The 19,228-nt window shown below is 61.7% G+C and carries 17 protein-coding genes; 5 read left to right on the top strand and 12 right to left on the bottom strand.

Annotation, left to right across the window (positions count from 1 at the left end; all coding sequences use genetic code 11):
• The first annotated feature begins 3 nt into the window (after window positions 1-3).
• A complete protein-coding gene (locus tag HX898_RS00780) occupies window positions 4-1,065 on the top strand; it encodes an ABC transporter ATP-binding protein (RefSeq protein ID WP_138330483.1) in 1,062 nt (353 codons plus the stop codon).
• 196 nt (window positions 1,066-1,261) lie between these two features.
• Window positions 1,262-1,567, top strand: a complete 306-nt coding sequence (locus tag HX898_RS00775) for an NIPSNAP family protein (protein ID WP_012758329.1) — start codon at window positions 1,262-1,264, stop codon at window positions 1,565-1,567.
• 75 nt (window positions 1,568-1,642) lie between these two features.
• Here the strand turns inward: HX898_RS00775 and HX898_RS00770 are convergent, their stop codons facing one another.
• The 5 genes from HX898_RS00770 to HX898_RS00750 form a co-directional block, all read right to left on the bottom strand.
• The gene (locus HX898_RS00770) at window positions 1,643-2,644 is read right to left on the bottom strand and encodes an ABC transporter ATP-binding protein (RefSeq protein WP_138387048.1); all 1,002 of its coding nucleotides are present in this window, start codon (window positions 2,642-2,644) and stop codon (window positions 1,643-1,645) included.
• Window positions 2,645-2,654: 10 nt separating this feature from the next.
• Entirely contained in the window at window positions 2,655-3,713 is a 1,059-nt protein-coding gene (locus HX898_RS00765) for a Gfo/Idh/MocA family oxidoreductase (RefSeq protein ID WP_138387047.1), read from the bottom strand.
• A complete protein-coding gene (locus tag HX898_RS00760) occupies window positions 3,710-4,549 on the bottom strand; it encodes a carbohydrate ABC transporter permease (protein WP_138330479.1) in 840 nt (279 codons plus the stop codon). The genes HX898_RS00765 and HX898_RS00760 overlap by 4 nt, the downstream gene beginning before the upstream one ends.
• Window positions 4,550-4,558: 9 nt before the next feature.
• Entirely contained in the window at window positions 4,559-5,506 is a 948-nt protein-coding gene (locus HX898_RS00755; protein ID WP_180193723.1) for a sugar ABC transporter permease, read from the bottom strand.
• Window positions 5,507-5,723: 217 nt separating this feature from the next.
• Window positions 5,724-6,983 (bottom strand): ABC transporter substrate-binding protein, encoded by a 1,260-nt coding sequence (locus tag HX898_RS00750; protein WP_128438203.1) that lies wholly within the window; start codon window positions 6,981-6,983, stop codon window positions 5,724-5,726.
• A 524-nt stretch (window positions 6,984-7,507) separates the two neighbouring features.
• Between HX898_RS00750 and HX898_RS00745 the strand changes: the two genes are divergently transcribed.
• Both HX898_RS00745 and HX898_RS00740 read left to right on the top strand, forming a co-directional pair.
• Entirely contained in the window at window positions 7,508-8,392 is an 885-nt protein-coding gene (locus tag HX898_RS00745) for an N-acetylglucosamine kinase (protein ID WP_138330477.1), read from the top strand.
• Complete coding sequence (locus HX898_RS00740) at window positions 8,389-9,153, top strand: GntR family transcriptional regulator (RefSeq protein WP_011652849.1); 765 nt, start codon at window positions 8,389-8,391, stop codon at window positions 9,151-9,153. The genes HX898_RS00745 and HX898_RS00740 overlap by 4 nt, the downstream gene beginning before the upstream one ends.
• A 133-nt stretch (window positions 9,154-9,286) precedes the next feature.
• On the opposite strand, the gene metH is transcribed toward HX898_RS00740, so the two are convergent.
• Complete coding sequence (gene metH / locus HX898_RS00735; RefSeq protein WP_180193722.1) at window positions 9,287-13,060, bottom strand: methionine synthase; 3,774 nt, start codon at window positions 13,058-13,060, stop codon at window positions 9,287-9,289.
• A gap of 170 nt (window positions 13,061-13,230) precedes the next feature.
• Here metH and HX898_RS00730 point away from each other — a divergent pair, with 170 nt between their 5' ends.
• On the top strand, window positions 13,231-14,505 hold the full coding sequence (locus HX898_RS00730; protein WP_180193721.1) for an AGE family epimerase/isomerase: 1,275 nt from the start codon (window positions 13,231-13,233) through the stop codon (window positions 14,503-14,505).
• Here HX898_RS00730 and HX898_RS00725 read toward each other — a convergent pair.
• From HX898_RS00725 to HX898_RS00700, 6 genes are all read right to left on the bottom strand, one after another.
• The gene (locus HX898_RS00725; protein ID WP_138330474.1) at window positions 14,499-15,122 is read right to left on the bottom strand and encodes a DUF2799 domain-containing protein; all 624 of its coding nucleotides are present in this window, start codon (window positions 15,120-15,122) and stop codon (window positions 14,499-14,501) included. The genes HX898_RS00730 and HX898_RS00725 overlap by 7 nt on opposite strands.
• Window positions 15,123-15,268: 146 nt before the next feature.
• Complete coding sequence (locus HX898_RS00720; RefSeq protein WP_180193720.1) at window positions 15,269-15,766, bottom strand: heme-degrading domain-containing protein; 498 nt, start codon at window positions 15,764-15,766, stop codon at window positions 15,269-15,271.
• An 88-nt stretch (window positions 15,767-15,854) separates the two neighbouring features.
• Window positions 15,855-16,466, bottom strand: coding sequence for a flavin reductase family protein (locus HX898_RS00715; RefSeq protein WP_180193719.1), 612 nt, complete (start codon window positions 16,464-16,466; stop codon window positions 15,855-15,857).
• 4 nt (window positions 16,467-16,470) lie between these two features.
• Complete coding sequence (locus HX898_RS00710; RefSeq protein ID WP_180193718.1) at window positions 16,471-17,214, bottom strand: aspartate/glutamate racemase family protein; 744 nt, start codon at window positions 17,212-17,214, stop codon at window positions 16,471-16,473.
• A gap of 1 nt (window position 17,215) precedes the next feature.
• Complete coding sequence (locus HX898_RS00705; protein WP_138387039.1) at window positions 17,216-18,037, bottom strand: ABC transporter permease; 822 nt, start codon at window positions 18,035-18,037, stop codon at window positions 17,216-17,218.
• Window position 18,038: 1 nt separating this feature from the next.
• Window positions 18,039-18,953, bottom strand: a complete 915-nt coding sequence (locus HX898_RS00700) for an ABC transporter permease (protein WP_027664196.1) — start codon at window positions 18,951-18,953, stop codon at window positions 18,039-18,041.
• Window positions 18,954-19,228: the final 275 nt, after the last annotated feature.

Raw genomic sequence — 19,228 nt, 5'->3', positions numbered from 1 at the left:
CTCATGTCTTTTCTCACGCTGAACAACATTCAAAAATCCTTCGGCCCGGTTCAGGTCGTCAAGAACTTCAACATGAACATCGAGAAGGGTGAGTTCGTCTCCTTCCTCGGGCCGTCGGGCTGCGGCAAGACGACCGTTCTGCGCATGATCGCCGGCTTCGAAACGCCAACCGGCGGCACGCTGACCATCAACGGCAAGGACCAAAGCGCGCTGAAGCCGAACCAGCGCAATATCGGCATGGTGTTCCAGGCCTACGCGCTCTTCCCCAACATGACGGTACACGACAATGTCGCCTTCGGTCTCAAGGTCGCCGGCGCCCCAAAACCTGAGATCGACGCCCGCGTCAAGGAAATGCTCGGCCTGATCAAGCTCGATCACCTGGCCGACCGCTTCCCCTATCAACTGTCGGGCGGCCAGCAGCAGCGAGTCGCCCTTGCCCGTGCGCTCGCCGTCAAGCCGCAAGTGTTGCTGCTCGACGAGCCGCTCTCCGCACTCGACGCCAAGATCCGCGTGTCGCTGCGCGAGGAAATCCGCCAGATCCAGCAGCAGCTCGGCATCACCACGGTCTTCGTCACCCATGATCAGGAAGAAGCCCTTTCGATCTCCGACCGCATCGTCGTCATGAATGCCGGCAAGGCCGACCAGATCGGTTCGCCTTTCGAGATCTACAATACGCCGGCAACGCGCTTCGTCGCCTCCTTCGTCGGCACGCTGAACCTCATCGAGGCCAAGGTCGTCGATCCCGATACCAACCGCATCCAGATCGGCGATCAGGGCATAACGCTGAAGCAGTCGGTCGCTGCCCACAAGGCCGGAGAAACCATCTCGCTGGCGCTGCGCCCGGAAGCGGGCTCGCTCTCCGACAGCGTCAAGAGCGACACGGCGCTGACCGGCCATGTCGTTTCGGCCCACTTCCTGGGGTCGGTCATCCGCACGCGCATGAATGTCGGCGGCAACGTCATCTCCTTCGACATGTTCAACAGCCCGGGCACCACCCCGCCGCAGGCCGGCGAAACGGTCACCCTGCGCTTCATGGCAGCCGACCTGCTCATCATCCGCGACTGATTTCGCCAATACCGCTGAGACAAAAGGCGCCGCAAAACGGCGCCTTTTTTCATTTCAGCTCGTTCGAGCCGTCAGCAATCGTGATGCAGCCATCACCACAAAGCACTTGAACTCCCCCAGCTCGATGTCAGAAGTTGAGCAAACCAAATCAGCCGAGCAGCCTTCCGCCCAGCATCTTACCTGATGGGATATTTCAATGATTACCTGCCACCTGCGTTATGTGATCGATCCCTACAAGCTAGCCGAATTCGAAGAATATGCCCGGCTCTGGATTCCGATCGTCAACAGGATGGGTGGCACCCATCACGGTTATTTCCTGCCGTCCGAAGGCGCCAACAACATTGCCGTTGCCTTGTTTTCCTTCCCGAGCCTTGCCGCCTACGAGGACTATCGCACGCGCATGGCCAGCGATCCGGAATGTCAGGCCGCTTTCGAGCTCGACAAACGCAACCGCAGTATCGTCAGCTATGAACGCAGCTTCATGCGGCCCGTGCTCGGTTGAGCGAACCATGCACGACGGGAAATGAAAAAGCCCCGCCAGGCTGGCTGGCGGGGCTTTTTTCGTTCTGTCATGCGCTTAGCGGATCGCCTGGTCGTCGACATCGAAACGATGCACGTGCGCCTGGTCCGGCGTCGCATAGACGATCTCGTCCGGCTCGTACTGATGCTCGCCAAACAGGCGCGCCGTCAACAGGCCGCACTGGTCGGATTCCAGATAGATGATCGTGTCCGCGCCGAGATGCTCGACATGCACGACCTTCGCAGCCCAAGTCCCCTGTTCGCGCGATAACGTCACGTGTTCGGGACGCACGCCGATCGTCTTGGCGCTATGATCGCCGACCTTCTCGGCCGCGATGAAATTCATCTGCGGCGAGCCTATGAAGCCGGCAACGAAAACATTGGCCGGTCGTTTGTAGAGTTCCATCGGCGAACCGATCTGCTCGATCGCCCCGGCATTCAGGACAACGATCTTGTCGGCAAGCGTCATCGCCTCGACCTGGTCGTGGGTGACATAGATCATCGTTGCCTTCAGGCTGCGGTGCAGCCGGGCGATTTCGAGGCGGGTCTGGACGCGCAGCGCCGCATCGAGGTTCGACAGCGGCTCATCGAACAGGAAGAGTTCCGGTTCGCGCACGATGGCGCGGCCGATGGCGACGCGCTGGCGCTGGCCGCCGGAGAGTTCGGCCGGCCGGCGCGCGAGATAGGGTTCCAGCGAGAGCATGCCGGACGCCTTGCCGACACGCCTTTCGATCTCATCCTTGGCGGTGCCTGCCTGCTTGAGCCCGAGCCCCATATTGTCCTTGACCGTCAGATGCGGATAAAGCGCGTAGGACTGAAACACCATGGCGATGCCGCGCTTGGCCGGCGGCGTCAGCGTCTCATCGCGGCCGTTGATGACGACGGCGCCCGAGGTAACGTCTTCGAGGCCTGCAATGCTGCGCAGCAGCGTCGATTTCCCGCAGCCCGAAGGCCCGACGAAGATGACGAATTCGCCGTCCTTGACCTCGAGGTCGATGCCTTTCAGCACTTCATGCGTGCCATAGGTCTTGCGGATGGATTTGAGTTGAAGCGATCCCACTGTCTTTCCCTTACAATCTGACCGGCTGGCCGGTACGCACGCTCTCGTCGGCGGCAAGGCAGATGCGCAGCGACGCCACCGCATCCGCCATATGGCGGTCGAGGTCCAGATCCTCGCGGATCGCCCTCAGCATGAAGGCCTGTTCCAGGTCGCAGAGCGCCTGATGGCCAGGTTCGCCTTCCATCGTCATGTCCTGGTCGGGCCGGATGAACTTGCCGTCAGGCCCGGTCTCTGCCGTATGCAGCCGGATCACCGAGGTCTTGGTGTGCGTGTCTATATCGTCGGACTTGGCGTTCGGATCCATGACGATCGACACCGCGCCCTTCGGCGACATCACATCCTTCACGAAGAAGGCGGTTTCCGAAATCATCGGACCCCAGCCGGCTTCGTACCAGCCGACGGAACCATCCTCGAACAGCACCTGCAGGTGACCGTAATTATACATGTCGGCAGCGATCTCGTCGGACATGCGCAGCCCCATGCCGCGCACCTCGACGGCCCTCGCGTCAGTGATCTGGCACATGACGTCGACATAATGCACACCGCAATCGACAATCGGCGAGGTGGTGCGCATCAGCGACTTATGCGTCGCCCAGGTCGGGCCGCTGGACTGCTGGTTGAGGTTCATGCGGAAGACGTAAGGCGGGCCGAGCTTGCGCGCCTCTTCGATCAGCTTCATCCAGGAAGGATGATGGCGAAGGATATAGCCGATCACCAGCTTGCGCCCCGCCTTCCCAGCTGCCGCGACGACGCGCTCGGCATCGGCGACGGTGGTTGCCAGCGGCTTTTCCACGAAGACATCGCAGCCGGCCTCGAAGGCAGCGACCGCATAATCGGCATGGCTGTCGGAATAGGTGTTGATCGAGCAGAGGTCCGGCTTCAGCTCGGCCAGCGCCGCCATGAAGTCGGGATGGATCGTATAGCCCTGCAGCTCAGGCTCCAATTGCGGCGTCGAGCGGTTGACGAGACCGACGATCTCAAAGCCGGGATTGTTGTGATAGGCGAGCGCATGGCTGCGGCCCATATTGCCGAGGCCGGCAACGAGGACGCGGATCGGTTTTTCAGTCACTTGACGGCTCCTGACGTGATGCCGCGGATCAGCTGCCGCGAGAAGATGACGTAGAGGACGAGGATCGGCAGGATCGCCAGCGACAGCGCCGCCAACACCGCGTTCCAGTTGGTGACGAACTGGCCGATGAAGATCTGCGAGCCGAGCGTCACCGTCTTGGTGGCCTCGGAGGGCGCCAGGATCAGCGGGAACCACAGATCGTTCCAGATCGGGATCATCGTGAAGACCGCGACCGTCGCCATGGCTGGGCGTACCAGCGGCAGCACCAGGCGGAAGAAGATCGCATATTCGGAAAGCCCGTCGATGCGCCCGGCATTCTTCAGATCATCCGAAACCGTGCGCATGAACTCCGACAGGATGAAGATCGCCAGCGGTATGCCCTGCGCGGTATAGACGAGGATCAGCGCCGTCAGCGTATTGACGAGGCCCGCCGCCACCATGCCCTGCAGGATCGCCACCGTGCCGAGACGGATCGGGATCATGATGCCGATCGCCATGTAAAGCCCGAGCAGCATATTGCCGCGGAAACGGTATTCGGAAAGCGCAAAGGCGGCCATGGCGCCGAAGAGCAGCACCAGCAGGATCGAGACGATCGTGACGATGAAGCTGTTCTGGAAATAGGTGGCGAAATCGCCCTGCCCCAACACCGTCTGATAGCCGACGAGGCTGAAGGTCGATGGTGTCGGGATCATCAGCGGCTCGCGGAAGATCGAGGCGCGATCCTTGAACGAGTTGATGATGGTCAGAAACACCGGAAACAGCGCGACCAGCGTATAGGCGCTCAGCGCCAGGTGCACGAGGCCGGTGCGGATGGGAGATGTGCGTGCCTTGGACATGCGCGCTCCTCAGAATTGATAGCGACGCATGCGCCGCTGGATGACGAAGAGATAAAGCGAGACGCCGGCGAGGATGATGAGGAACATCACTGTGGCGATCGTCGCCCCCATCGAGCGGTCGCCGAGCTGAAGCTGGAAACCGAAGAAGGTGCGGTAGAGCAGCGTCCCGAGAATGTCGGTCGACATGTTAGGCCCAGCAAGCGCCCCCTGCACGGTGTAGATCAGGTCGAAGGCGTTGAAATTGCCGACGAAGGTCAGGATCGAGATGATGCCGATCGCCGGCAGGATGAGCGGCAGCTTGATCTTCCAGAATTGCGCCCAGCCGGTGATGCCGTCGCATTCGGCCGCCTCAATCACCTCCTCGGGGATGCTCAGAAGGGCCGCATAGATCAGCATCATCGGAATGCCGATATATTGCCAGTTGGAGATCAGTGACACTGCGATCAGCGCCGGGCCGGACTGGCCGAGCCAGGGCGCGAACAGGAATTTCAAGCCGATGAGATCGAGCATCCAGGGCGCCACGCCCCAGATCGGCGAAAGGATGAGCTTCCAGATGAAACCGACGATGACGAAGGACAAGAGCGTCGGCAGGAACATCGCCGTGCGGTAGAAGGCAACGCCGCGCAGCTTCGGCACCGAAAGCAGGGCGGCTAGCGCCACGCCGATCGGGTTCTGCACGCACATGTGGATGGCAAAGAAGATCAGGTTGTTGACGAGCGCATTCCAGAAATCGCGCGCCCAGCGCGCATCGCCAAACAGCACCTTGAAATTTGCCAGTCCGACGAAGGCCGGCTGCCCGTCGACCGTATTGTAGAGCGAGAGCCTGAGGGTTTCGATGAGCGGCAGCACCATGACGGCGGAATAGATGATCAGGGCCGGCAGCATAAAGACGAAAATATGCCAGCGCACCGAGCGCTTGATCGGGACGATATCGGCCGCGTTGTCGGTTTCGCTCATGGCTTTTGCCTGTTCTTGTCGACTGGCTGCAACGGCAGCACAGGTGGAAAACGTTGCGCCTCACCCTAACTCTCTGCCACCTGGGAAGAGAGGGAACACGCCCTGCTAAGATGCCATATCGGGCTGGGAGGTCGCTGCGAGTCTCCTTCTCCCCGCGAGCGGGGAGAAGGTGGCCGGCAGGCCGGATGAGGGGCAGCAAAAGCCGCCCCTGATCACATCACTTGGCCGGCTTGTACCAGCTGTCGAGGCCCTTCTGGAGCTTCTCGGCAGCAACCGCCGGCGTATCCGTGCCGTTGATCACATTGGCCGATTCGACCCAGGTCTCGTTTTCGAGGTTCGGCGTGCCGCGCGACAGGATCTGATAGGTCGAGCGCACCGTCGACTTGTACGGGCCGCGCCAGGAGACGAATTCCTGAGCGAGCGGATCGGACATCTTGACCGGGTTAGAGTTCAGGCTGAAGAAGCCCGGCAGCGCGTTGGCGTAGATATCGGCGAACTCAGGCGAAGCGACCCAGCTGAGGAACTTCTTGGCTTCCTCGGCATGCGTGCTCTTGGTGTTCAGAGCGACACCGATATCCGGATGGTCGGAGATGTAGCCCGTGTCGCCGGCCTTCGGAACCGGCGGCGGGAAGGCGCCCATCTTGAACTGCGCCTGGCTGTTGAACAGCGAGATTTCCCACGAGCCGGCCGGATATATCGCGGCACGACCGAGCGTGAACAGGTTCTGGCTGTCCGAATAGGTCTGGGCTTCGAAGCCGTCGCCGAGATAGGGCTTCCACTTGGCAAGCTCTTCATAGGGCTTGACCCAGTCGGCATCCGTCAGCTTCTGCTTGCCGGCGATCAGGGCGGCGCGGCCATCCTCACCCTTCCAGTAGTTCGGGCCGATATTCTGGTAGCCCATGGTAGCGGCTTCCCAGAGGTCCTTCGTGCCCATGGCGAGCGGAATGTAGGTGCCGTCGGCCTTGATCTTGTCGAGCGCTGCGTAGAACTCGTCCTGGGTCTTCGGCACAGAGATGCCGAGCTTGTCGAAGGCATCCTTGTTGTAGATGAAGCCGTGGATGACAGAAGCCATCGGCACGCAGAAGGTCGACTTGCCGTCGTCGGTGCTCCAGGCGGCCTTGGCGACCGGCGAGAAGTTCTCCATGCCAGGCAGGCTGGTGATGTCAGTGAGCTGCTTCTTGTTGAAGAGTTCGAGCGAGGCATCGAACGGACGGCAGGTGATGATATCGCCTGCGGAGCCTGCATCGAGCTTGGCATTCAGCGAGGCGTTGTATTCGGTCGGCGCGGTCGGTGAGAAAACGATCTTGATGCCCGGGTTCTTGGCTTCGAAAGCCGGGATGATCTTTTCCTGCCAGATCTGCAGGTCGTCGTTACGCCAGCTTTCGACCGTCAGCGTGACGTCGGCGGCATGGACGAGGCCCGCTGAACTCAGCAGACTGGAGGCAAGCAGCAAGCTTTTCAGAGCAGTGTTTTTCATTTCCCTCTCCTGTTTTAAGCGCCGTTAGGCGCTGTTTTCGATCTGAAACAAGCAATTGGCGTGTTTGAGGTAACACCCAACGCCCCTTGGAGGACCGCCAGTAATGCCGGTCCCGAAAGCTCGACGGACACGAAGGCGGATCGCCTGCGGCCGGACTGCGCGCCTTCCCGGTGGCTGCACCGGGCGGCGAAATGATGGGGAAAGCCGATGGACGCCTGAATTCGCCACCAGCTGATAGACCGGCGGGTCGTCATCTCGATCACCTTCGAAGCGGTTCCGGCTTGGCTTAACTGCCGATTTTCGCGGGCCTCGAAGTGCTGTTCCCTTTTGCCGAATTAATGCCAAAAAAATACCAATTGTCCAGACTAATTTAACTTTTCGGTCTGATAAAATTCATTAAAAAATTTAATCAAGCAAAATCAATAAGATAAAAAGATTGATTTTCTTCCTCATTCCCACTTGGTAAATGGTATTTTTTTGGTATTGTATTAAAAAACATGGGGAACGGCATATTCGGAGGCCCGATGACGGAGCTTGCAATCGGCATAGACGGCGGCGGAACGAGCTGCCGGGCCGCAGTCGCGGACAGGAACGGCAAAGTCATCGGCCGCGGCAAGGCCGGCCCTGCCAACATTCTGTCGGATCTCGAAAACTCTCTTCTCAATATCGTCGAATCCGCCCGGCAGGCGCTACGCGATGCCGGGCTCGATGCTGAGACCCTTTCCTCTGTCGCAGCCGTCGTCGGCGTTGCCGGCGCCAATGTCGGGGATTACGGCAGGCGAATCGAAAAGGCCCTGCCCTTTGCCGAAGGCCGCGTCGTCACCGATGCGCTAATCGCCCTGCAGGGCGCGCTCGGCGATGCCGACGGCATCGTTGGCGCCTTCGGAACAGGCTCCGTCTATAATGCCCGCAAGGACGGCCGGCTGAACGGCATCGGCGGCTGGGGTTCCGTTGTTGGCGACCAGGCAAGCGGCGCCCGCCTCGGCCGCGACCTCCTGGAAAGATCGCTGCTCGCCCACGACAGAGTGCGCCCGGCATCGCCGATCACCGAAGCGGTCATGACCGAATATGGCAACGATCCCGAGCACATCGTCGAATACGCGCACTCGGCAAGACCGAAGGACTTTGCCCGCTACGCACCGATCGTCTTCGAACATGCGGCCAAGGGCGATGCTATCGCGGTCGGCATCGTCACGGATGCGGCAACGGCGATCGGCGAAAGCCTCGACGCGCTGCTCTGGTCCGAATGCCCGTCGATCTGCCTGCTCGGAGGTCTTGCCGAAGCTTATGAACCCTGGCTTTCCGAACGCTACAGGCCGCTGCTCGCCAGACCGAAGAACGATGCCTTGCACGGCGCGGTGGAACTTGCGGTGAAGCTCTTGAACGACAGGCAGAGAGGTGCGGCATGAGCGACGACCTCGCTACCATCCTATCCCTGGAGCGCTTGCAGGCCGCCGGCACCGGCCCGCTCTACGTCAAGCTGCGCCGCATGCTCGAAGAGGCCGTGCGCACCGGCACGCTCGGCCACGGCGATGCGCTGCCGCCGGAACGCGACATCGCCGAATTCGCCGCCGTCAGCCGCGTCACCGTGCGAAAGGCGATCGACGAACTTGTCGCCGATGGCCTGCTGGTGCGCCGCCACGGCTCGGGCACCTTCGTCGCCAAGCCGGTCTCCAAGGTCGAGCAACGCCTGTCGCAGCTCACCTCCTTTACTGAGGATATGGCGCGCCGCGGCATGTCCTCCCGCTCCGAATGGCTGCACAAGGGCATCCACACCCCCTCGCCCGACGAGATGATGATCCTTGGCCTCGGCACCGACGTCAAGGTTTCGCGCCTTTCCCGCCTGCGCATCGCCGACGACCAGCCGCTGGCGATCGAGAATGCCAGCGTCTCCGGCGAATTCCTGCCCGATCCGTCGGCCGTCACCAATTCGCTCTATGCCGAACTCGAACGCCTCCAGGTCCGCCCGGTGCGCGCAGTGCAGCGCATCTCGGCCACCAACATGAAGGAAGCCGACGCCCAGCTTCTCGGTGTCTCCGTCGGTGCGGCCGGCCTGTCGATCGAGCGCATTTCCTATCTCGGCTCCGGCCGCGCCGTCGAATTCACCCGCTCACTCTATCGCGGCGACGCCTATGATTTCGTCGCGGAGCTGACGATCGCGGTGACTTGACCGCAAAGCCGACATCACCGGTTCAACAGAAAAATCTTCTTGATTTTCAAAAGCATGAAGCCGGAAAGTGAATCACTTTCCGGCTTCCTCGTTTCTTGAATCACTTTATCAGCGGACGACGCCAAGCGGCCGCTTACGCCGCATCCTCGATCTCGGTTTCGGTCTTGCGCGGCACGTAGTTCAGCACCGGCCCGAGCCAACGCTCGACTTCGGAAACCGCCATATCCTTGCGGGCCGCATAATCCTCCACCTGATCGCGCTCCACCTTGGCGACGCCGAAATAATAGGAGTCGGGATGGCCGATATAGAGGCCGGAGACCGAGGAACCCGGCCACATCGCATAACTCTCCGTCAGCTTCACGCCGGCGGCTTTTTCAGCATCGAGCAGCTTGAAGAGCGTTGCCTTTTCCGTGTGATCGGGCTGGGCGGGATAACCGGGTGCTGGGCGGATGCCGGCATAGGCTTCGGTAATGAGATCCTCCTTGCTGAGCGTCTCGTCCTTGGCATAGCCCCAGTATTCGCGCCGCACCTGCTCGTGCATACGTTCGGCAAAAGCTTCGGCGAAGCGGTCGGCCAGCGCCTTGACAAGGATCGAGGAATAATCGTCGTTCGCCCGCGCGAAACGTTCGGCGATGGCGATTTCCTCGATACCGGCCGTCACCACGAAGCCGCCGACATAATCCTGCACACCGCTTGAGAGCGGCGCCACGAAATCGGAAAGCGCCACGTTCGGCCGCCCGTCCCGTTTGGAAAGCTGCTGGCGCAGCGTGTAGAAGGTGGCGAGTTCTTGGCTGCGGCTCTCGTCCGTGAACAGGCGGATGTCGTCACCAACGGCGCCGGCCGGCCAGAAGCCGATGACGGCGCGCGGGCGGAACCACTTCTCGTCGATGATCTTCTTCAGCATCGCCTGCGCATCGGCCCAGAGCGCACGCGCTGCCTCGCCCTGCTTCTCGTCTTCGAGAATGGCCGGGTAGCGGCCGCGCAACTCCCAGGTCTGGAAGAACGGCGTCCAGTCGATGTATTTGGCAAGCTCGGCCAGATCGTAATCCTCGAACACTCGCGTGCCGAAGAATTGCGGCTTCACCGGCTGGTGGGCGGACCAGTCGATCTTGTGCGCATTCTCGCGCGCCCGGGGCAACGGCAGGCGCACCTTCTCGGCCTCGCTGCGTGCATGGGCGGCCGCCACCTTGGCATATTCGGCTCTTACGTCATCGACATAGCCCTGGCGGCTCTCCGGCGACAGCAGAGCCGAGACGACGCCGACGGCGCGGCTGGCATCGGTCACATAAACCGTCTGCCCCTTATTGTAGCCCGGATGGATCTTCACGGCCGTATGCACGCGGCTGGTCGTCGCCCCGCCGATCAGCAGCGGGATCTCGAAACCCTGGCGCTCCATCTCGGCTGCAACATGCACCATCTCGTCGAGCGACGGCGTGATCAGGCCGGAGAGGCCGATGACGTCGACCTTCTCGGCAATGGCCGTCTCGAGAATCTTCGTCGCCGGCACCATGACGCCGAGGTCGACGATCTCGTAATTGTTGCAGGCAAGCACGACGCCGACGATGTTCTTGCCGATATCGTGCACGTCGCCCTTGACCGTCGCCATCAGGATCTTGCCGGCGGACCGGCGTTCATCGCCGCCGTTGAGGCGCTTTTCCTCTTCCATGTAGGGCAGCAGCACGGCCACCGCCTGCTTCATCACACGCGCCGACTTGACCACCTGCGGCAGGAACATCTTGCCCGAGCCGAACAGATCGCCGACGACATTCATGCCGGCCATCAGCGGTCCTTCGATGACGTGCAGCGGCCGGGCGGCCTGCAGGCGCGCCTCTTCGGTATCGGCCTCGATATATTCGGTGATGCCGTTGACCAGCGCGTGCTCGAGACGTTTCTCGACGCTCCATTCGCGCCAGGAAAGATCCTGGACGCGGCCTTCGCGTGCAGCGCCGCCACGGAACTTCTCCGCCACTTCAAGCAGCCGCTCGGTACCATCAGGACGACGGTTCAGCACCACGTCCTCGCAGGCCTCGCGCAGCTCGGGATCGATATTGTCATAGACGGCAAGCTGGCCGGCATTGACGATGCCCATGTCCATGCCCGCCTGGATGGCGTGGTAGAGGAACACGGCGTGCATCGCCTCGCGCACCGGCTCGTTGCCGCGGAACGAGAAGGAGAGGTTCGAGACACCGCCCGAAATATGCACCAGCGGCATGCGCTCGCGGATCGTCCGCGTCGCCTCGATGAAGTCGACGCCGTAATTATTGTGCTCTTCGATGCCGGTCGCGACCGCGAAGATATTCGGATCGAAGATGATGTCCTCGGGCGGGTAGCCGATCTTTTCGGTCAGCAGCTTATAGGCGCGTGTGCAGATATCCACCTTGCGCTCGTAGCTGTCCGCCTGCCCCGTCTCGTCGAAGGCCATGACGACGACGGCAGCGCCGTAATTGTGCAGCAGCCGCGCCTGGGCGAGGAAATTCTCTTCGCCTTCCTTCAGCGAGATCGAGTTGACGATCGGCTTGCCCTGGACGCGCTTCAGGCCGGATTCGATGATCGAGAACTTCGACGAGTCGATCATGACAGGCACACGCGCGATGTCAGGCTCCGCGGCGATCAGGTTGAGGAACTCGACCATCGCCTTTTCGGAATCGATCAGGCCTTCGTCCATGTTGATGTCGATCACCTGGGCGCCGTTCTCGACCTGGTCACGGGCGACATCGAGCGCTGCGGTGAAATCGGCGTTGGTGATCAGTTTGCGGAAGCGGGCCGAGCCGGTGACGTTGGTGCGCTCGCCGACATTGACGAAGGGAATATCCTTGGTCAGTTCAAAGGGTTCGAGACCCGACAGCGACATGAAGGGGCGATGCTCGGGAATCGGCCGTGGCTTGTATTTGGCGACGGTCTCGGCGATCGCCTTGATATGCTCGGGCGTCGAGCCGCAGCAGCCGCCGACGATGTTGACCAGACCCTCGCGGGCGAAGCCATCGATCTGCGCCGCCATCAGCTCCGGCGTTTCGTCATACTGGCCGAACTCGTTCGGCAGGCCGGCATTCGGATAGGCGCAGATGAAGGTGTCGGCAACACCCGAAAGCTCCTGCAGGTGCGGGCGCATCGCATTGGCGCCGAGCGCGCAGTTGAGCCCGATCGTGAAGGGATTGGCATGGCGCACGGAATTCCAGAAAGCCGACGGCGTCTGGCCGGACAGTGTGCGGCCGGAAAGATCGGTGATCGTGCCCGAGATCATCACAGGCAGGCGCACGCCCTTGGCCTCGAAGCGCTCCTCGCAGGCGAAGATCGCAGCCTTGGCGTTCAGCGTGTCGAAGATCGTCTCGATGAGGATGATGTCGGCGCCACCGTCGATCAGCCCGTCGATCTGCTCGCCATAGGCGGAACGCAGATCGTCGAAGGTCACGGCGCGAAAACCGGGATTGTTGACGTCGGGCGAAATCGAGGCGGTGCGGTTGGTCGGCCCGATGGCGCCGGCGACGAAGCGGCGGCGGCCATCCTCACGCTCGGCGCGCTGTGCTGCCCGGCGCACGATCTCGGCACCTTCCTTGTTCAGGTCGTAGACCGCACCTTCCATCTCGTAATCGGCCTGCGCGATGCGGGTCGAGGAGAAGGTGTTGGTCTCGAGAATATCGGCGCCGGCCTTGGCGTATCTGTAATGGATCTCTTCGATCGCGTCCGGCTGGGTCAGGATCAGAAGGTCGTTATTGCCCTTCTGGTGACAGGCGCAGCCAATGAAACGCGTTCCGCGGAACTGGTCTTCATCATAGCCAAGCCCCTGGATCTGCGTGCCCATGGCGCCGTCGAGAACAAGGATGCGTTCGCTCGCGGCTTGTCTCAAAGCTGCGAACACTTCACTGCCGTCACGCTTGCCCGTTTCCGGACCAAAGAGATTGTCAAACACGGGAAGGCTCCTTGACGTCATAAGACCAGATAGTCCAAATCACATAAAGATATCTTTATGTCAATATATGCCTATCGATTTCGTGCTTTGCAAATCTCGCCGGATGACAGACTCGCACGACGCCTATATAGGCGTTTACAACGCTTTGTGCACGAAATCGGAGGAGCATCATGGCACCCGCAACCGGCAACGCCGTGCTTGGAAACTGGACGACCCGCGCCTATCACCGCGGCTGGCTGCTGACCCAAGCGAATGGTCTCTTCGATTTTTTCCAGCACAATTCGGTCAACCCCAAGGGCGGCTTCTACGATCTCGACGACGAAGGCGGGCCTCTCGACGCCGATGGCCAGGTTCGCGGCATCCATATCGCCGCGCGCGCCGTGCATTGCTTCTCGATCGGCGCTTTGCTCGGCCGTCCCGGAGCCTCCGACGTCGTCGACCACGGCATGGACTATATCTGGAACCATCATCGCGACCGGAAAAATGGCGGCTATTTCTGGTCGCTCAACAATGATGGTCCCGCTGATTCCAACAAGCAGGGCTATGGCCATGCTTTCGTGCTGCTCGCCGCCTCATCCGCAAAGACGATCGGTCATCCACTTGCCGACGGCATGCTCGCCGATATCACCGAGATCCTCAACACCAAGTTCTGGGAAGCCAAACACGGCGCGATTGCCGAGGAATTCACGGCCGACTGGCAGCCGCTCGATGGCGGCACCTATCGCGGCCAGAACTCCAACATGCACCTGACCGAAGCGCTGATGGCGGCCTTCGAGGCCACCGGCGACAGGGAATATCTGACCAAGGCCGAAAGCATCGCCGATCTCGTCATCCGCCGCGCGGCCGGTTCGGTCGACTGGCGCGTCGCCGAGCATTTCGATGCCGAATGGAATCTCGACAAGAATTACTATCACCCGAACGAAATGTTCCGCCCGGCCGGCACGACTCCCGGCCACTGGCTGGAATGGACCCGCCTCATCCTGCAGCTCTGGGCGCTCGGCGGCAAACGGATCGAGTGGATGCCGGATGCGGCCAAGGCGCTGTTTGCGCAATCCATGGCGCTCGGCTGGGACAACGACAAGGGCGGCTTCTTCTATACGCTCGGTTGGGACGACAAGCCCGCCAAGCGCAACAAGCTCTGGTGGCCAGCCTGCGAAGGTGCGGCTGCCGCGCATTTCCTCAACGAGCACCTGCCGAGCGATTTCCATGAGGAGAGCTATCGCAAGATCTGGAACGTGATCGAACGCGCTTTCATCGACCACAAGAACGGCGGCTGGCACGAGGAGCTGACGGAAGATCTCGTTCCCTCGCACTCGCTGTTCCCCGGCAAGGGCGATATCTATCATGCGTTGCAGGCCTGCCTCATCCCGCTCTTCCCGGCCACGGGCAGCCTGACGAAAGGCATCGCCGAGGCCGGCGGCAACTCTAAGGCCGGGGATCAGTAGCCCGGCGCCGGCAGCTCGGCGCTCGGGTTCCGCTGGAACCATTCGACATCCTCGTTGATGCGGTCGAGATCGTCCTGCACGTCGCGCTGGTCGCGGCGGATGTCGTGCAGGTCGTCCTCCAGATCCTCGATCCGCCGGCGCAGTTCCGACCGGTCACCGTCCTTGGCATCCCTCAGCTTGTCGGAGAGCTCGTCGATGCTGGTCTCCTTGAAACTGTAGTCGTTCTGCATCGAGCTGAGGCGCGTCTGCAGCTCGTGCTGCTTGCTGCCGAGACCGAAGCCGCGCAGGAAACCGGGCGCGGTCTCGGGTGGGCAGACATTGGCGTATCCGCTACCTGCCTGGCCGCGCGCAAGCCCGCTAAGCGGCGTGCAATAGCGCACGAGACCTGCCTGATACCCCTGAAACCAAATCGTCTGATCGGGCACGATCTTGACCCGCTCGCAGGATTTCGCATGTGCGGCGAAGCGCTGTTGCGGCTCGTGGCCCGCCGCGCCGTCGCTCTCGCCGATCACCCGCCAGTCTGCAGCGACGCATTCCTCCTTGGACAGCGTGTTGCAGGAGGCAAGGAAAAGGCCGAAGCCGATGGTGGCGGCAAGCGCAAGAAACAAGCGGATCATGGCGTCCCGGGTAGGATGAGGAGTGCGATGCCGCAGCTTAGCCGCAGGACAAGGCCGCGTCACCGGAGAGGCGGCACGATTTTGCAGTTTTCATGGCTTTTTTCTGTCAAAATTACGGCGAAAGCGACGACATCAGAGCGACCGCATCAAAGCGGCGGGGCGAGCCGCAGCGTATCCAGATCCTTGGCAAGCATCAGCGCCAGCGCCTCGACGGCGAGATTGTGGTCGTCACGCTGCGGCAGTCCTGAGACGGTGACGGCACCGATGCAGCCGGTACCCTTGAGATTGATTGGGAAACTGCCGCCATGCGGCGCATAGTCGGCGCCATCAAGCCCGTTATCCTCGACCGTCTTGCCGTCCTTCTGCAGCTTCAGGCCGGAGGCATAGCTGCTGCGGAAATAACGCAGCACCATGTTGCGCTTGCGGCGGACCCAGTTGGCGTTGTCGGGTGTCGCACCCGGGAGTGCCGCATAAAAAACGGGCATCGAATGCAGGGTCACGTCGATCGCGATGCCGAGGCCGCGCTCGGTGGCGAGTTCCTGCAAGAGCTTGCCGAGCTGCCATGCCGTCGTCAGGTCGAAGGCGTCGAAGCTCAGCGCTTTCTCCTGCTCCGCGATCCGGCTGAGATCGTTCTCGATTGTCATGATGGGCGCCCTCTCCTGCAATGATTTGCTGCAGACCATTCTCATCAGAAGAGAAAAAGTAAAGCAAAACTTGGGTCTACCCCTGATGTCAGAGCTTCGGCGTCAGCATCTCGAAACGGTCGCGGATGGTGGCGCAGGTATCGCCGCCGAGCCTCGCAATGGCATCGACTGCGGCCGGATCGACGTGCAGCCGTTCAGGATCGACCACCCCGTCGCGGTAATGTGCGTAAACGATCTCACCCATGACGATCTGCCGCGAGCGGCCGAGCTCCAGCGTCACGTGCCGCTTGCATTCGAAGGCGGCCGGCGCCTCGGCGATGAAGGGCGAGGCCACCTTCTCACCCGGCATCGCCGTCAGGCCGGCTTCCTTCAACTCGTCGACGCCGCGCGGATATCTGGCGCCGCAGACATGCATCGCCTCGGCGATCGCCAAGGAGACGATATTGACCGTGAACACTTCGGTCATGCGGATATTGTGGCCAGTGTCCTTGAACGACATGTCGGCATTGTTCTCGACCCCGATCGCAAGAATCGGCGGATCGGCCGAAAGGCAGTTGAAGAAACTGAAGGGCGCGGCGTTGATCCGGCCATTCTCGTCGATCGTCGTCACCAGCGCGATCGGGCGCGGGATGATCGTGCCGATCATCAGCTTGTAGCGTTCGCGCTCGGTGAGCTGCTTGAAATCGAAAGAGACGGACATCGGTTCAGCCGACCTTCAGGACCGGCGAGAAACCGCTCATCGCCCCGGTGAAGGGTTTCGGCAGCGGCGAGGCGTAGGAGCCGCGCTTGCTGGTGGAAAGCCCGAGCGACACCAGCGCTTCGGCCTGCTTGACGGCGGCCGCGACGCCATCGACGACAGGCACACCGTAGATCTCCTGCAGCTCGCGCGCCAGATCGGTCATGCCGGCGCAGCCGAGCACGATCGCCTCGGCGCCGTCTTCTAAAAGCGCCAGCTCGATCTCGGCCCTGAGCTTGCCGATCGCGCCCGAGGCCGCATCTTCGAGCTCCAGCACGGGGATGTCGGAGGCGCGCACCTTGCCGCGGTCGCCCATGCCGTAGCGGCGCACCAGATTGTCGATCAGCACCCGCGAGCGCTCCAGTGTCGTCACCACGGTGAAGCGCTGTGCCAGGAAGCCCGCCGTCACCACGGCGGATTCGCAAAGCCCGAGGATCGGCACATCGGCAAAGGTTCGCGCCGCTTCGAGCCCGGTATCGTCGAAACAGGCGATAACAGCCGCGTCGTAGCCCACACCCTGCCGCTCCTTGAGTTCCGCGAGCAGACCGGGGATTGCTAAGGCCCCGTCGTAGTGCCCCTCGATGGAAACCGGCCCCATGCGCGAGGTGGCCGCGATGATCTCCGTGCCGGATGCCGCCACCGCTCGCGCGGCGGTGGCGGCCTTCTCGGTCATGGAGGCCGTGGTGTTCGGATTGACGATGAGGATGCGCATGTCAGTTTATCTTTGCCTGCCGCCGGCTGAGCATCGTCATGATGCCGAGCGCGATGAGAATGATGGTGAAGGAAAACAGCGTCGTCACCGTGCCGAGCGCGTAGAGCACCGGCGTCGTGACGTTGGTCGTCATGCCGTAGATTTCGAGCGGCAGCGTGTTGTAGGTGCCTGATGTCATCAGCGTGCGGGCGAATTCGTCGTAAGAGAGCGTGAAGCCGAACAGGCCGACGCCGACGAGGCTCGGCGCGATCATCGGCAGCACGACATGGCGGAACGTCTGCCAGGAGCTCGCGCCAAGGTCGCGCGCCGCCTCTTCATAGGCCGGCGAAAAGCGGTTGAAGACGGCAAACATGATCAGCACGCCGAAGGGCAGTGTCCAGGTCAGATGCGCGCCGAAGGCCGACGAATACCAGGCGGGCTTCAGCCCTCCCTCCTGGAAGACGACGCCGATGCCGAGCGATATGATGATCGACGGCACGACGAGGCTGGCGACCGTAGCGTAGAACAGCGCGGTCGAACCCCGGAAACGGCGGCGGAAGGCAAGGCCGGCGAGCAGCGAGACGACAACGGTCACCGCCATCACCATCAGCCCGAGGGTGAAGGAGCGCCGGAACGAGGCGCCAAAATCGCCGACCGCCTGCTTCTCGAACAGATTGAAGAACCAGTGCGTGGAAACGCCGTTCATCGGGAAAGTCAGGCCGCCATCCGGCCCCTGGAAGGAGAGGATCAGGATCGCCGAAAGCGGGCCGTAGAGAAACAGAACGAAGATGATGAAGAAGAGCGCCAGCAGGTAGAATTCCAGGCCGCGTTTTTCGTGGTTCATCTCAAAGCTCCTTGCGGATATCGACGACACGCAGGATGGCCGCGACCATCAACAGCACCACCGCAAGCAGCACCACGGCGTTGGCGGCAGCGGCCGGATATTGCAGCAGCGACATCTGGTTCTTCATCATCAGCGCCACCGAGGCGCTCTGTCCGCCGGACATCACCTGCACCGTCGAAAAGTCAGCCATCACAAGCGTCACGACGAAGATCGTACCGATCGCCATGCCGGGTTTGGCAAGCGGGATGACGACGTTCCAAAGCACCTGCCAGCCGGAGGCGCCGGCATCGCGCGCCGCCTCGAACAGCGACCGGTCGATGCGCATCAGCGTGTTGAAGATCGGCGTCACCATGAACAGCGTGTAGAGATGCACCATGGCGAGCACGACGGCGAAATCGGAATAGAGCAGCCATTCGATCGGCTGCGGGATGATGCCCATCTTGATCAGCGTCGAGTTGACGAGGCCGTTGCGCCCAAGCACCGGGATCCACGAAATCATGCGGATGATGTTCGACGTCATGAACGGCACGGTGCAGACAAGAAAGAGGATCATCTGCGTCGACGTCTTGCGGATGTGGAAGGCCAGGAAATAGGCGACCCAGAAACCGATGACGAGCGTCAGCGCCCAGACGATCGCGGTGAATTTCAGCGTGTTGAGATAGATCTTCCACGTCACCCACGAACCGAGCGTGTCGGTGTAGTTCATCGTCAGGAAATCGGGATAGAGACCGGCAAAATCGTAGTCCCAGAAGCTGACGACCGCGATCATGGCGATCGGCAGCAGGAAGAACAAGCCGAGAATGACGAACAGCGGCGTCGCCTGGAGATAGGATATCGCCGATGGGGAAAGCTTCAGTCCGCGCCCGCCGCGCGCGCCCTGGCCATCCTCCTCCGTTTCCGCTGCGATGGTCGCCATATCCGGTTCTCCGTTCTGATTACGTCAAGTGGAACGACGGTGCGTGCCGCCCCCTCATCCGCCTGCCGGCACCCTTGCTGGGTCGAGCCACTGGTCTCGCCCCGTCCTTCGGACCCCCGCTGGGGAGAAGAGATTCGCGGCAGCGCCTAGGCCACCGCGAACCTTGATTTTGTCTAACGACGCGGCCACGGACTCCCTCTTCTCCTCAGCGGGGAGAAGGTGGCCCGAAGGGTCGGATGAGGGGGCGGAGTGAAGCGACGTCTTAAGCGTTAGCG

It is taken from the genome of Rhizobium sp. WYCCWR 11128 (assembly GCF_013416305.1).
GTDB classification, from domain to species: domain Bacteria; phylum Pseudomonadota; class Alphaproteobacteria; order Rhizobiales; family Rhizobiaceae; genus Rhizobium; species Rhizobium indicum.
The sequence above is the reverse complement of the archived record's forward strand: the minus strand, read 5'-3'. Positions and strand labels throughout refer to the sequence as shown.